Annotated in this window: 13 protein-coding genes; 7 read left to right on the top strand and 6 right to left on the bottom strand. The window is 64.7% G+C overall.

The genetic code is table 11. From position 1 onward, the window contains the following. Positions 1 to 72 precede the first annotated feature (72 nt). A complete protein-coding gene (locus tag DOM45_RS06725) occupies positions 73 to 1,071 on the top strand; it encodes a LacI family DNA-binding transcriptional regulator (protein WP_110598770.1) in 999 nt (332 codons plus the stop codon). Positions 1,072 to 1,189: 118 nt separating this feature from the next. Here DOM45_RS06725 and DOM45_RS06720 read toward each other — a convergent pair whose 3' ends face one another. The 4 genes from DOM45_RS06720 to DOM45_RS06705 all read right to left on the bottom strand — a co-directional run bounded on the left by DOM45_RS06720 (position 1,190) and on the right by DOM45_RS06705 (position 4,942). Continuing rightward, on the bottom strand, positions 1,190 to 1,648 hold the full coding sequence (locus tag DOM45_RS06720; protein ID WP_157958361.1) for a GNAT family N-acetyltransferase: 459 nt from the start codon (positions 1,646 to 1,648) through the stop codon (positions 1,190 to 1,192). Between the two features lie 182 nt (positions 1,649 to 1,830). After that, positions 1,831 to 3,339 (bottom strand): DUF2252 domain-containing protein, encoded by a 1,509-nt coding sequence (locus DOM45_RS06715; RefSeq protein WP_110598767.1) that lies wholly within the window; start codon positions 3,337 to 3,339, stop codon positions 1,831 to 1,833. A gap of 191 nt (positions 3,340 to 3,530) precedes the next feature. Then, positions 3,531 to 4,280: a type I methionyl aminopeptidase gene (map, locus tag DOM45_RS06710; protein ID WP_110598765.1), complete on the bottom strand. Its 750-nt coding sequence runs from the start codon at positions 4,278 to 4,280 to the stop codon at positions 3,531 to 3,533. A 38-nt stretch (positions 4,281 to 4,318) separates the two neighbouring features. Further along, a complete protein-coding gene (locus DOM45_RS06705; RefSeq protein WP_110598763.1) occupies positions 4,319 to 4,942 on the bottom strand; it encodes a TetR/AcrR family transcriptional regulator in 624 nt (207 codons plus the stop codon). 168 nt (positions 4,943 to 5,110) lie between these two features. Here DOM45_RS06705 and DOM45_RS06700 point away from each other — a divergent pair, with 168 nt between their 5' ends. Together DOM45_RS06700 and DOM45_RS06695 are read left to right on the top strand one after the other, a co-directional pair. Beyond that, positions 5,111 to 6,052 carry an NADP-dependent oxidoreductase gene (locus DOM45_RS06700; RefSeq protein WP_240612304.1) on the top strand — a complete coding sequence of 314 codons (942 nt, stop codon included), beginning with the start codon at positions 5,111 to 5,113 and terminating at the stop codon, positions 6,050 to 6,052. A gap of 33 nt (positions 6,053 to 6,085) precedes the next feature. Next, on the top strand, positions 6,086 to 6,472 hold the full coding sequence (locus DOM45_RS06695) for a hypothetical protein (RefSeq protein WP_110598759.1): 387 nt from the start codon (positions 6,086 to 6,088) through the stop codon (positions 6,470 to 6,472). A 3-nt stretch (positions 6,473 to 6,475) separates the two neighbouring features. On the opposite strand, the gene DOM45_RS06690 is transcribed toward DOM45_RS06695, so the two are convergent. Then, positions 6,476 to 7,063, bottom strand: coding sequence for a TetR/AcrR family transcriptional regulator (locus DOM45_RS06690; protein WP_110598757.1), 588 nt, complete (start codon positions 7,061 to 7,063; stop codon positions 6,476 to 6,478). Positions 7,064 to 7,220: 157 nt separating this feature from the next. Here DOM45_RS06690 and DOM45_RS06685 point away from each other — a divergent pair, with 157 nt between their 5' ends. After that, complete coding sequence (locus DOM45_RS06685) at positions 7,221 to 7,982, top strand: SDR family NAD(P)-dependent oxidoreductase (protein ID WP_110598755.1); 762 nt, start codon at positions 7,221 to 7,223, stop codon at positions 7,980 to 7,982. Positions 7,983 to 8,109: 127 nt separating this feature from the next. Here the strand turns inward: DOM45_RS06685 and DOM45_RS06680 are convergent, their stop codons facing one another. Next, entirely contained in the window at positions 8,110 to 9,006 is an 897-nt protein-coding gene (locus DOM45_RS06680; protein WP_110598753.1) for a LysR family transcriptional regulator, read from the bottom strand. Positions 9,007 to 9,149: 143 nt separating this feature from the next. Here DOM45_RS06680 and DOM45_RS06675 point away from each other — a divergent pair, with 143 nt between their 5' ends. The 3 genes from DOM45_RS06675 to lldD all read left to right on the top strand — a co-directional run bounded on the left by DOM45_RS06675 (position 9,150) and on the right by lldD (position 12,936). Further along, the gene (locus DOM45_RS06675) at positions 9,150 to 9,803 is read left to right on the top strand and encodes a glutathione S-transferase (protein WP_110598751.1); all 654 of its coding nucleotides are present in this window, start codon (positions 9,150 to 9,152) and stop codon (positions 9,801 to 9,803) included. 28 nt (positions 9,804 to 9,831) lie between these two features. Next, positions 9,832 to 11,544 (top strand): FAD-binding oxidoreductase, encoded by a 1,713-nt coding sequence (locus DOM45_RS06670; RefSeq protein ID WP_205909407.1) that lies wholly within the window; start codon positions 9,832 to 9,834, stop codon positions 11,542 to 11,544. Between the two features lie 195 nt (positions 11,545 to 11,739). Further along, the gene (gene lldD / locus DOM45_RS06665) at positions 11,740 to 12,936 is read left to right on the top strand and encodes an FMN-dependent L-lactate dehydrogenase LldD (RefSeq protein ID WP_110598749.1); all 1,197 of its coding nucleotides are present in this window, start codon (positions 11,740 to 11,742) and stop codon (positions 12,934 to 12,936) included. Positions 12,937 to 12,965 lie beyond the last annotated feature (29 nt).

The raw sequence follows: 12,965 nt of genomic DNA, 5'->3' as shown, positions 1-12,965 counted from the left end.
GTGCCGATGCAGTAGACTGGCCAGCGGCATGATGCCGAGGTGGTTGACGAGACGGGAGGTTCACAGCCGGGCATGACCAATATTCGCAAGGTGGCCAAGCTGGCCGGCGTGTCGGTGGCGACGGTGTCGCGTACCTTGAAGACCCCCGACGTCGTGTCGCCGGGGACGCGTGACAAAGTGTTGGCCGCTGTCGAGCAGGCCGACTATCGACCGAATCTCACGGCGGTGCAGTTTCGCTCGCAACGGACCCGCAATCTGGTCGTGCTGGTACCGATCATTGCCAACACCTTCTTTGCCCGAGTGATTGGTGGCATTCAGGAAGCGGCGCAGCGGCGGGGATACGGCATTCTGCTGTGCAATACACTCGGTGACGAACGTACCGAACGAGCCTACGCTGGCCTGGTGTCGACCCGGCAGGCCGATGGCCTCATCCAACTGCGCGCCTATGATCCCTTCGCGACATCGAGCGGCAAGGCGCGACCGCCGATGGTCAACGCCTGTGAAGTGCTCGACGAGGCACCGTGTCCCACCGTCAAGCTCGACAACCGAGCCGCCGCCCGAGCAGTGACCGAGCACCTGCTGGCACTGGGGCATCGCCGTATCGGCATGATCAAGGGACCGCGCAACAGCCCCTTGACCCGGGATCGTCTGCTGGGCTTCCAGGATGCCCTGGCCGCCGCCGGCCTGGTGCCGGACGACAGCCTGTGGTGTCCCGGCGACTTCACGCCGCCCTCGGGCCATCGAGCGGCGGATGAACTGCTGTCGCGAGCCGATCCCCCCACGGCGATCTTCTGCGAGAACGACGAAATGGCCATGGGGGCCATGCGACGCATCAAGGAGGCGGGGCTTCGGGTGCCCGAGGATATCTCGGTGGCGGGATTCGACGATATCGCCTTCGCTTCCTTCTGCGATCCCTCCCTGACGACCATCGCCCAGCCCGCCGAGGATTTCGGTCGCGAGGCCGTGGCCCTGTTGCTCGACATCATCGATGACCGGGATGACGCAGCGGATGCGCATCGCATCATGCCTTTCGAGCTGGTGATACGAGAGAGCACGGGCCCAGCCGCTTGATCCCGGCGGGTGCGAGGTGAGCAGCTTTCGCGCGCATAAGAGGATGAACCTGCTGCCGGGGTGATACGGCGCCGAAGATCGGCACCCGGTCGTTGAACGACGGGTGATTGTCTCGTTTTCAGCCCAACGCCTTATGCATGAGATAGAGATCGCAGTCCGGATACTGAACGATGCCGGCGTGCTGCCAGCCGTACCGGGCGTAGAGGCTCTGGCTGTCCTGGGTGGTCAGATAGATCGTGTCTTCGCCCAGGCGCCGTGCCGCCTGTTCCACGCTCTCGATCAGCAGACCGGCGACGCCCTTGCCGCGATGGTCGGGGTGAACGAACACGGCAGCCAGCCAGGGCCGCAGACAGGGGCGAAGATCGCAATCGTCATCGAACAGGCTCGCCATGCCGACGGGCCGGTCATCGATATGAGCCACGACGGTGAGCGGAATAGCGTGGTCACTGGCGGCTAGCCTGAATCGTTCCAGCGTGCTTTCGAGCGTGCGTGTCGAGCCCACGCCCCATTGGCCGTAGGTCCAGGCTGCGCAGGCGTCGATAAAGTCCGGTCGATCGACGAGTGAGCTGATTGTCACCGGCGTGGCATTTTCCAAGTGTGCCCCCTTCCATCAGTGGTTGAACGGCCTCCATGGCAGAGGTTTCAAGCTCGCTGAACGATCCAGTCATCATCGGTTGATCGTGCCTGCGCCTCAGCGAACGGCGACAGCACCCTTGCCCGTCCAGTCACATCGGCAGACTGCCGCGCAGCGATGGCGTCTCACCGATGCACCCAGTCCAGATGCTCGAACGCGCCGCGGGCATGATCCTCGCGGAACATTTTGTGGTCTCGCCGCACGCGGTCGGCGGCCTCGACAGCGAACTCCACCATGTCCTCGGTGAACAGTGCCGGTGGGCCGATGGCGTCGACGATGGCGGGTTCGATATCGTAGTCGAGTCTGCCGGATTCGTCGGAGAGGGCGTGCACGCGGGCCAGGACGCCACCGCAGATGTGCGCGTAGTCCCTCCATTCGCTCTTGGAGAGATCGTCGAGATCGATATCGTCACGAAACGGAGCGCGCTCTCGGGAGAGATAACTCAGGCCATCGAACTCGACGTGGCCGTAGAAGATATCACCGCGCACCAGATGCACGGCCTGGGCATGGCTGACGCGCTCGGCGAGGGAGTCCATCTCGTAGGGGGAGGGGGGCACCAGGCCGGAGAGGGCGGAGCGCCGGGCCTGCTTGAGTTCGACGATCAGATCGTCCTCGCCCTCGCCGCCGGGGCCTTCGATCAGCACGTAGTAGCGGTTGAGCCCCAGTGAAGCGGTGCCCTGGCCGAGCCGGATCGCGACATCTTTCACGCGCACGCCGTCGCCATCGTGCGCGCGGGCACGCTCCGGTATCTCGATGTCGTTATCGGCGATCAGGCGATCCATGATTGTCTGGAACTCGTCGCGCCGGGAGGAGATCGGCACCAGCTTCTTGGTCGGACGGAAGCCGCGGCGGCTCTCGTCGAGATAGTCGTCGGCCAGCCACTCGGCGCGATCCTCGTCGGCATCCTCGAACAGCTTCTTGATCAACTCGGGCGCGTTATCGTGGCGCATCTCCTCGTCCTGCTCGGTGCCTTCCCGCGCCAGTCGCGCCATCTCCCCGATATAACCCTCCACGAATCGGCGCACGATCTTGAAGCGATGCTTGTGCTTGAGCTCGCCTTCGACCTCCGCGGCGATCATGAAGCCCACCGCGCCACGCTTGATGTCCCAGGTGAACGGCGCGTAATAGGCCTCGTCGAAGTCGTTGACCGAGAAGATCGGCACGTTGTCGATATTGGGCATGACGCCGAAATTGCCGGGATGGACGTCACCCAGGGCGAGCACGGTCGGCATCCAGGCGTCGTCGCCGGCCATGTCGCGGTAGAACAGCAGCGCGGTGCCGCGAAAGAACGAGAACAGCGAGTCGGAGAGCTTGTCGAACTTGATGCTTCCTTCCTCGGAGCCATTGGCGATCCGCATCCGGTGATCCTCGCGCAGTGTCTGGCGCAGGTGCCGTCGCCGCTCGTGACCGGTCAGCGCGCGCGGCCGCAGGACGAATTCGCCGTCGGCCACCGCTTCGGCCAGGCGCTTGAACGTCTCGAATCGCGTTGCTGCCTCCGGTGCGGGCTCCTTGGGTGGATTCTGCTCGAGCGCCGCCGCCAGTTGCGCCTTGGTCATCGACGAGCGACCCGTGATGCCGCGCTGCTGGGCCTGTTCGTATAGCGCTTGGCGAGTGGGCTCCGATGGTCGGGTCATGGTTGCTCCTGGCCGATGCGGACTGTGGTGAATGACGAGAGGGCGGTGATGCGTCCAGCATGAACGACTTCGAGCGGTCGTGCATGGGGCGGCGGGATAATCGGCGGGCGCTATCAAGACCCGGATCGCCAATGGTGCTCATCGGCAACGGCCTCCGTCGCGTCGTGCCGATAGCGCTGGCGCGCAGCTGATCAACCCGGCAGGGTAACGATGATCGCGCCCCGATCCGTCGCCACGACCGTATGCTCATACTGCACGGCGGGAGCGCTGGGTTCACTGTAGAGCGTCCATCCGTCACTCCCTGCGGCGGCCCAGAGCCCACCCCGGGAGAGGAACGGTTCGACGGTCAGAACGAGCCCCTTGCTGATACGCCGCTTGTCGTTTCGGGTCGGCCAGGTCGCGATTTCTTCGGGATATTCGTGCAGGGATCTGCCTACGCCATGGCTGGCGAGATTGCGAATGAGCGTGTAGCCCCGATCCGAGGCAAAGCGCCCGATGGCCTGGCCAATACCCGCCAGCGGGTTTTCGCTGCTGACTTTAGCAATGCCAATTTCCATGGCAAGTTTGCCGTCACGGCAGAGATGCTCCAGCGAAGGCTTCACCTGGGCGACACGGAAGGTTGCCCCGGTATCCGCGAAATAGCCGTCTTTCGACGCCGAAACATCGATGTTGACCAGGTCACCCCGCGCGATCACTCGCTCGCCTGGAACGCCGTGGGCGATCTCTTCATTGACGCTGATGCAGGTTGCCCCAGGGAAGTCGTAAATCGCTTGTGGCGCCGATAGTGCGCCCTCTCGCTCCAGCAACGCCTTACCGATCTCGTCCAGCTCTCGCGTCGTCATGCCTGGCTCCATCGACCTCGCCATGGCGTGCATCGTATTGGCGACGATACGGCCGATGGCTCTCAGCCCCTCCAGTTCGGCCTGCTTGGTAACCGTCATTCCTGGGTCCTTTGCTGAAACGAGTTGTTCATCCGACGCTAGCCCGCAGGCGGCGGCACTGTCTCGGTGGGCGCCGTCGTGCCGGGTTCTGACCCCGCTCCGCTATGAGCGCCGGAGGAATCCGTCAGGATGGCGTCGGCAATGAGTGTGAAGAGATGATCGGCACGAGCCGCATGCGATGGCTGCTCGCGCAGCCAGGCGAGCGCCGCGATGAGATCGAACAGCTCCGCGCCACTCAGGTCATCCCTGGCCTTGCCCTCGGCTTGGGCGCGGGTGAGAAGGGCCGTGCCTGCCGCCCGCAGCATGACGCATGAGTCATGAAGCGCGGAATTCGTATCCTCGATGGCTCCCATCATCAACGCGATGATGCCACGTTGGCGGTAAGTGAACTCAGTGGTTTCTTGCATCCACGCCACGAGCGCTTCGTCGGCGGAGTCCGAGCTCTCGAGCACTTTGGCCCGCTCCGCCAGTGCCTCGAAGCTGGCGCGCAGTAACGTTTCGAGCAGAGCCTCTCGCGTCGGGAAATGGCGATACAACGTGCCCAGCCCGACGCCGGCCTTGCGCGCGATGTCGCGTAATGACGCGTCGGCTCCCTCGTCGGCGAAAACCTCGCCCGCAACCGCAAGCAGGCGGTCGTAATTCTTCCTGGCATCGACTCGCATCGTTGAACCTTGACAAAATGGAGCAGTGCTCCGATTATTCGGAGCACTGTTCCGTTAAAGATAGCCCATTCGTGGCTCGGGAAGAAAGTCATGTCCAATCAAACGATGAAATCGATTCGCCAATATGAATTCGGCGGTCCCGATGTACTGCGTCACGAGGAGGCACCGATGCCCGATTTGAGCGCGGGTGAGGTGCTCGTTCGTGTCTGTGCGGTCGGCCTCAATCCGCCCGACTGGTACCTGCGCGATGGCTATCGGTCGTTACCGCCTGAATGGCAGCCGCGGTTGGACTTCCCCTTGATTCTGGGAACGGATATCTCCGGCGTCGTCGCGGCGGTCGCCGAGGATGTGGAGAGCTTCTCCATCGGCGATGAGGTGTACTCGATGGTCCGCTTCCCTGAGGGCATGTTCGGGAAGAGTCGGGCCTACGCCGAGTATGTCAGCGTGCCGGTATCGGAAGTCGCGCTCAAGCCGACCGGCATCGATCATGTGCATGCCGCCGGTGCGCCGATGTCGCTGCTCACCGCGTGGCAGTTCATGGTCGAACTGGGTCACGACGAGCCCAATCCGCTTCAGCCGAACCGGCATCAGCCGGTGCCGCTGGAGGGCAGGGTCGTTCTCGTCAATGGCGCCGCGGGCGGGGTGGGGCACTTGGCAGTACAGATCGCGAAACGGAAGGGCGCCCGTGTCATTGCCGTGGCGTCGGGCAGGCACGAATCGCTGCTGCGTGAGCTTGGAGCCGATGAGTTCATCGATTACACCAGCACACCCCCCGAGGACGTCGTCCACGATATCGACCTGGTCGTCGATGCGCTGGGCGGGCCGACCACTCGTCGTTTCCTGCGCACGCTGAAGCGCGGTGGGGCACTGTTCCCGGTCTACCCGCTGGGCTTCGACGGCGCCGAGGAGGCCGCGAGGCGAGGTGTCACCGTCTCGACGACCCAGGTTCGTTCCAGCGGGGCTCAGTTGTCAGACCTCGGCCGTTGGCTTGATAACGGCACGATTCGCGTCGTCGTGGACAGCGTCTACCCGCTTGCCGAGGCCCGCAAGGCCCATGAACGTGCCGCCAGGGGCCATATCCAAGGCAAGATCGTTTTGGCCGTTGAATAGACACAACGAAAGCCAGGCTGCACCAGTGCCGGAATGGCTAGCCCGGCTCTGGTCCTGCCGAAGGGCCTCGTTCAAGGACTTCGCTTAGATATTGTTGATGGCCTGCCGTCTTTTCGGGTCGAAGCAGGGCCGGAGGAGCGGGCGGACATCATCATCGACATCACGGCCACTGCTGCACGGAGACAGAATCGATTGCGCAGCGCCGACCCTGCGCTTTGGGTCGCCATCGACCGTCATCTGGGCACGGGCGAAATGACGATCAGCGGTGATCCATCCCTGCTGAGTGAAGGGCTGGCGGCAGCGCACGATCCGATCATGGGTCGTGCGGCATGGCGGGACGGTCCGATGGAGGCAGACTCTTGCACCTTCCTTGGCGCTTTCGCGCCATCGAATCTAGGGAACGGCAACTCCCCCCACTAACGATCAGGCGTTCGTCGGCCAGGTCGCCAGAGCCTGATCGGCTACCGCATCGAGGGCTTCTCGACTGAACCCGGACTTGGCCTGCACCGCCATGCCGTGGGTCACCGCCATCAAGAACGCGGCCAGCGCGGCGCAATTTGTGGTTGCCGGCAGATCTCCCTCCTGCTGCGCCCGTTCGAAGCGCTCGCGTAGCTGGGCTTCTCCCTTCGCGCGCGCCGTTATCAGCGCCTGGCGCACGGGTTCCGACTCGTCCGACCCCGCCAGCGCGCCATTCACGATGAAGCACCCGCTGTGCTCCGGATGACGGGTATTCAGTTCGGCGACACCGCGCAGTACGTGCTCGGCGACGTCTCGGGAGGTCGACTGCGCGAGCGCCTCCGGCAAGAAACCCAGCTGCTGCGCTTCATAGCGCTCCAGGGCGCGAAGGAACAGGGCTTCCTTGTTGCCGAAGGCCGAGTAGAGTGCTGGCCGTTCGACCCCAGTGGCCTGGGTCAGATCGTTGTAGGACGCGCCTTCGTAACCCTTGCGCCAGAACACGCACAGCGCTGCCTCCAATGCCTGCTCCACATCGAACTCTCGACGTCGTCCCATGGGACTCTCCTTTATTTCGTAACGGCCATTATAAAACACTGGACAGCCGCGAGCCATTTCGTAATCATCGTTACCGTAACGGTCGTTATTTAATTTGGGTCGTCAACGGTGAGGTCTCGATCCGCAGGCGACATGTCATCGGTCAGGAGGAGCAGAGATGGATCGGATATTGGAAGGCAAGGTCGCGCTGGTCACCGGCGGCTCGCGGGGACTCGGCGCGGTAACGGCAGCGCGGCTGGCTGAACTGGGTGCCGATGTGGCAATCAGCTACGCCTCTTCCGCCGACAAGGCGAATACGGTGGTGGAACAACTGAAGTCGACAGGGGCCCGCGCGATGGCGATCCAGGCGGATCAGGCCGATCTCTCGGTCGCCAGGCCGTTGATCGACGCCGTCATCGCCGAATTCGGCAAGCTCGACATCCTGGTGAACAACGCCGGCATCGCGATCCAGGGCCAACTGGTGGATGATCCCGAACTCGACGGGGAAAACTACAATCGTCAGTGGCAGGTCAACGTGATGGGGACCATCGCGATCACGCGGGCGGCGGCGCCCAAGCTGACCGATGGCGGTCGCATCATTTTCATCGGTTCCCTGCTCGGCTCCTACGTGCCTTTCACCGGCGTTGCCGATTACGCCGCCACCAAGTGGGCGCTTGCCGGCTACGCCAAGGGCATCGCTCGCGACCTCGGCCCGCGCAACATCACGGTGAATGTGGTACAGCCGGGCATCATGCCCACGGACATGGCCTCGGACGTGGCCGGTGAGCTTCCCGACCGTGACGCCATTCTGGACATGCACCCGATCCGCCGTATCGCGACCCTCGAGGAAGTGGCGGACATCGTCGGTTTCCTGGCCGGGCCTTCCGCCGGCTACATCAATGGCGAGGCCATCAACGTCGCTGGCGGCTTCGGCATTTAGGCGTAACTGGACTTCGGCGCAACCCGCCGCTTCGCGTGAGTCGCGAGGCGGCGGATATGGCATTCCCAGGCTGCTGGTAGGAGGGATGAAAGCAGATTGGTCCTAGTTCTGATCGGCTCTGCTGACCTCAACGCAAACCCTCGATCTGGCGCAGCCGCGGCGCGGCGAAATCGATGAAGGCGCGGACCTTCGCTGCCGCCCGGCGCCCCTCCACATGCACGAGATGAATCGGCAGCGGGGCGGGCTCGTGCTCTTCCAGCACGGTCTGGAGCCTACCTGACTCGAGATCGGGCCCGACCTGATACGACAGCACGCGACACAGCCCCCAGCCTTGCCTGGCGATATCGATGGCCGCGGCCAAACTGCTGACCGTCAGTCGAGGATTCACCCTGACGCTCTGCGTTCCGTCCCGACCGAGCCGCCACTCGTCGAGGGGAGGCGTTGATCCGCTCGCAACCACCCGATGAGAAACGAGATCGCTCGGCGTCTGCGGGCGGCCATGCGTGGCGAAATAGTCCGGCGAGCCGCAGATGACACGGCGAACCTGACCGATCCGGACGGCGGCGAGCTCGGATGAGGGCAGGTGGCCGATACGCACGGCGATATCCAGGCCTTCCTCGACCAGGTTGACGATGCGGTCGACCATCAACACGTCGGCGCGAACCCGGGGATGCTGGTCGAGAAACTCGGTCAGCAGCGGCGCGACATGGATTCGCCCGAACTCTTGCGGACAGGTGATTCGCAGCTGTCCGACCGGCGTGTTGGCCGCGCCCGAGGCCATGTCGTCGGCGGCTTGCAGATGCGCGAGGATGTCGCGCACTTCCCCGAGGTAGGTCCGGCCGGCTTCGGTCAACCTGACCTGTCGTGTCGAGCGGGTGAAAAGCCGTGCGCCGAGGGTGGTCTCGAGGGTGTTGATGGCTCGCGTGGCGGAGGGTGCGCTGAGCCCGGTGGCGCGGGCTCCTCTGGCGAAGCTCTCGGCTTCGGCCACCGCGACGAAAACGTTGAGGGCCTGGAGGCGGTCCATGATGTCCAGCTTGGCTCGAGAGGAGTGATAATTTCAGAATATAAAATAGTTCCTTTCAGAATACGCCTATTATTTCGTAATCCAAGTGGTTCTAGAGTGACGGCTCCGATCACCCGATCATCATCGCGATGAGGGAGCCTGTCATGTCGAACGCCGACCTTGAAACCAACGCCCTTACCGATCAGCCCGTAAAGCTTTATCGCAACCCCAAGTCGGGCCATTGCCACCGCGTCGAGCTGATGCTGGCGCTGCTGGAGATACCCTACGACACCGTCGATCTCGACATGGCCAACGGCGCCCACCGTGAGCCCGCCTATCTGAAGCTCAGCCCGCTGGGGCAGGTGCCGGCGATCGAGGACAACGGCATCACGCTTTCGGATTCCAACGCCATCATCACCTATCTGGTCGAGCGTTACGGTGACCCTGCAGTCTGGACCGGCAACGAGCCGCTCGAAAAAGCTCAGGTGCAGCGCTGGCTCTCGATTGCGGCGGGCGAGATAGCCGCTGGCCCCTGCGCCGCGCGACTCGTCACCGTATTTGGCGCACCGCTCGATCACGAGGCCGCCAAGGCCAAGGCGCATGGTCTGCTGACGATGATGAACGCCCACCTCGAGGATCGCGACTGGCTGGTGGCTGACCGGCCGACGCTGGCCGATATCGCCGGCTACAGCTATATCGCCCACGCCCCGGAGGGCGGCGTGAGTCTCGATCCCTATCCGCACGTCCGGGCCTGGCTGGCGCGTATCGAGGCGCTGCCCCGCTTCATCGGCATGGCGCGCTCGCCGGTGCTGGCCTGAATCGAGGACGTTCGGACGGAGGTCGGTCATGACACGCGAAACGATGCCTTTCCAAGAGACGACTCTCCAGGAGACGCCGTTCCATCGAGGTGAGCTCGAAGCGCAGCGGCGCGCCGGCGTGGAAAGTCTGGCTAGTTCGGCCGGCAGCTTCATCCGTGACCACATGCCCGAGCAGCATCGCGAGTTCTTCGCTCAGTTGCCGTTCATCGTCATGGCCGCCGGCGATGCGCGGGGGCGCCCCTGGGTCACGCTGCTGGAGGGCGACGAGGGTTTCATCGAGACGCCCGATGCGCGGACGCTGGCGATGGCAGCCGCGCCCGATTCCCAGGACCCGCTGGCCTCGGCGATCGTGGCCGGGGTGGACGTGGGCCTGCTCGGTATCGAGCTGGCAACGCGTCGCCGCAACCGGCTCAACGGGGTGGTCCGGTCGGCGCAGGAGCGTCTGGTCGTCGAGGTGCAACAGAGCTTCGGCAACTGCCCGCAGTACATCCGCGAGCGCGAGTGGCGGCGGGTCGCATCCGGGGTCGCGCCGGACGCCGCCGTCTCCGAGCGACTCGACAGCGGGCAGCGTGCGCGAATCGCCGCAGCGGATACGTTCTTCATCGGCTCCGTCTCCGGCTCTGTCTCCGATCCCGATTCGGCCCACGATTCGGACCGGGAGCCAGGCGCGAGCCGGGGTTACGACGCCTCTCATCGTGGCGGCGAGCCCGGCTTCGTACAAGTGACCGAGAACGGAACGCTGCGGATCCCGGACTACGCCGGCAACAACTTCTTCAACACCCTCGGCAACCTGATCCAGGATCCCCGGGTGGGACTGCTGTTCGTCGATTTCGAAACCGGCGGCCTGCTGCAGATCACCGGTCGGTCTCGCATCGACTGGTCGCCGCGGCGGAGCCAGGGAGAGAGCCGCGATCCGAACGCCAAGCGCTGGATCGAAGTGAGCGTCGAGCAGGTCGTCGACCGGCCGGCCGCGCTGGCGCTGCGGTGGCGTCGGGAAGACGAAGCCCCGCTGCGGCTGACGGTCGTCGACAAGGTGGCAGAGAGCGACCAGATCACCTCTTTCTACCTGGCCGAGCCCGAGGGTGGCGCGCTGCCGCCATTCCAGGCCGGCCAGCATCTGGCGGTCGAGCTGGATATTCCCCAGCAGTCGGGTCGGATCGGTCGCAGCTACTCGCTCTCGGGGTCGCCCGCCGAGGAGACCTACCGCATCAGCGTCAAGCGCGAGGAGCGGGGCACGGCATCACGTTTCCTGCACGATGGAATCGCCGTCGGCGACGCCATCGCGGCCCGCCCGCCGGCGGGGGAGTTCGTCTTGCCGTCCCGGCGAGGGCCGCTGGTGCTGGTCAGCGCCGGGGTGGGGATCACGCCGATGCTGGCCATGCTGCACGAGGTGGTGGCGGAAGCGGAGAACGAAGGGCCACCGGTCTGGTTCGTGCACGCCACGCGCAACGGCGGGACGCACGCCTTCCAGGCCGAGGTCGGGGCATTGTTGGCCAAGGCCGGCAACGTGACACGACGCATCTTCTATAGTGCACCGCGCCCGAACGATACGGCGGGTGTCGATTACGACATCCAGGGGCGAGTCACCCCCGACGACCTGCTCGAACTCGGCGCTGGGGCGGACGCGAGCTATCTGCTCTGCGGTCCGGCCCGGTTTCTCGCCGAGATCAGCGCCGGGCTGGAGGCGCGCGGAGTCGCGGCGGATCGGATCGACTTCGAGACCTTCGGTCCGGCGGGGTGAGACGCCAGCCGTGCCAGGGCCGGCGGCTCCGACTAAAGTCCTAATCTCGAGACCCGCGCCTCTGCGAGGAGACTTGGTACGCTAGCGGCTCATCGCAGCTTCCGTTTCCCCTCGCCGTGCGGCGAGTATCTTCTTCATCGCTCCCGAACCGAGCGACTTTTTCACTGCTCCCGAACCGAGCGTTAAGGCGAATCCATGATCATCTCAGGCCCTTCCGATTACCGCCGAGCTGCCAAGCGGCGTGTTCCTCGCTTTCTGTTCGACTATCTCGACGGTGGCGCGGTGACCGAGAGCACGATGCGCAGCAACGTCGAGGCCCTGCAGGCCATTCCGCTGCGCCAGCGGGTGCTGCAGGGCGGCGGCACGCCGGCGCTCGAGACCGAGGTGCTCGGCAGCCGCTGGAAGCTGCCGGTGGCGCTGGCGCCGGTCGGGGCGACCGGCATGTACGCGCGTCGCGGCGAGGTCCAGGCCGCCAGGGCGGCGGAAAAGGCCGGCATTCCCTATGCGCTGTCGACGGTGTCGGTCTGTTCCATCGAGGAGGTGGCGAAGGGCGCCAACGGCGAGCTGTGGTCCCAGCTCTACGTGCTGAAGGATCGCGGCTTCATGCAGAACGCGCTGGAGCGCGCCTGGGCGGCGGGCATGAAGACACTGGTCTTCACTGTCGACATGCCGCTGCCGGGCTCGCGCTACCGTGATCGCCACTCCGGCATGTCCGGCCCCCATGCCAAACTGCGCCAGACCGTCCAGGCGCTGACCCACCCCCGGTGGGCGCTCGACGTCGCGCTCAAGGGCAAGCCTTTGTCGTTCGGCAACATCGAGGCGTATACCGGCCGCGAGATGAACATGGACGACTACATGGGGTTTCTGGCCAAGAACTTCGATCCCTCCATCAGTTGGAGCGAGCTGGAGTGGATCCGCGATAGCTGGAAGGGCAACCTGATCATCAAGGGGCTGCTGGACAAGGAAGACGCCCGGGATGCGGTACGCATGGGGGCCGACGGCATCATCGTCTCCAACCATGGCGGACGGCAGCTCGACGGCGCGATCCCCACCGCGAGGGCGTTGCCGCATATCGTCGATGCCGTTGGTGACGAGCTGACGGTACTGGCGGACTCCGGCGTTCGCTCCGGGCTGGATGTGGTCAGGATGCTGGCGCTGGGCGCGAAGGGGGTGCTGCTGGGCCGGGCCTACGCCTATGCGCTGGCAGCGGATGGCGAGCGCGGCGTCTCGCATCTGCTGGAGCTGATCGCGGCGGACCTGCGCGTGACCATGACGCTGATCGGTGCCCACTCCCCTGCCGATATCAATGCCAGCCATCTGGAATCGGCCGTGGAGTCGCTGGCGCGCGAGCAGCGCCCGGCGGTGGCGTCGCCGGAAGCCGCCAAGTTCTGAAACCAGGAAGTTATCTTCGGTCGTGACGA

It is taken from the genome of Salinicola lusitanus, from assembly GCF_003206045.1.
Taxonomy (GTDB): domain Bacteria; phylum Pseudomonadota; class Gammaproteobacteria; order Pseudomonadales; family Halomonadaceae; genus Salinicola; species Salinicola lusitanus.
The sequence above is the reverse complement of the archived record's forward strand: the minus strand, read 5'-3'. Positions and strand labels throughout refer to the sequence as shown.

Excerpts from the sequence above, each read along its gene's own strand:
- DOM45_RS06725 (WP_110598770.1), top strand. The coding sequence starts at position 73 with ATGACCAATATTCGCAAGGTGGCCAAGCTGGCCGGCGTGTCGGTGGCG.
- DOM45_RS06715 (WP_110598767.1), bottom strand. The coding sequence starts at position 3,339 with ATGACCCGACCATCGGAGCCCACTCGCCAAGCGCTATACGAACAGGCC.
- map (WP_110598765.1), bottom strand. The coding sequence starts at position 4,280 with ATGACGGTTACCAAGCAGGCCGAACTGGAGGGGCTGAGAGCCATCGGC.
- DOM45_RS06705 (WP_110598763.1), bottom strand. The coding sequence starts at position 4,942 with ATGCGAGTCGATGCCAGGAAGAATTACGACCGCCTGCTTGCGGTTGCG.
- DOM45_RS06700 (WP_240612304.1), top strand. The coding sequence starts at position 5,111 with ATGCCCGATTTGAGCGCGGGTGAGGTGCTCGTTCGTGTCTGTGCGGTC.
- DOM45_RS06695 (WP_110598759.1), top strand. The coding sequence starts at position 6,086 with ATGGCTAGCCCGGCTCTGGTCCTGCCGAAGGGCCTCGTTCAAGGACTT.
- DOM45_RS06690 (WP_110598757.1), bottom strand. The coding sequence starts at position 7,063 with ATGGGACGACGTCGAGAGTTCGATGTGGAGCAGGCATTGGAGGCAGCG.
- DOM45_RS06685 (WP_110598755.1), top strand. The coding sequence starts at position 7,221 with ATGGATCGGATATTGGAAGGCAAGGTCGCGCTGGTCACCGGCGGCTCG.
- DOM45_RS06680 (WP_110598753.1), bottom strand. The coding sequence starts at position 9,006 with ATGGACCGCCTCCAGGCCCTCAACGTTTTCGTCGCGGTGGCCGAAGCC.
- DOM45_RS06675 (WP_110598751.1), top strand. The coding sequence starts at position 9,150 with ATGTCGAACGCCGACCTTGAAACCAACGCCCTTACCGATCAGCCCGTA.
- DOM45_RS06670 (WP_205909407.1), top strand. The coding sequence starts at position 9,832 with ATGACACGCGAAACGATGCCTTTCCAAGAGACGACTCTCCAGGAGACG.
- lldD (WP_110598749.1), top strand. The coding sequence starts at position 11,740 with ATGATCATCTCAGGCCCTTCCGATTACCGCCGAGCTGCCAAGCGGCGT.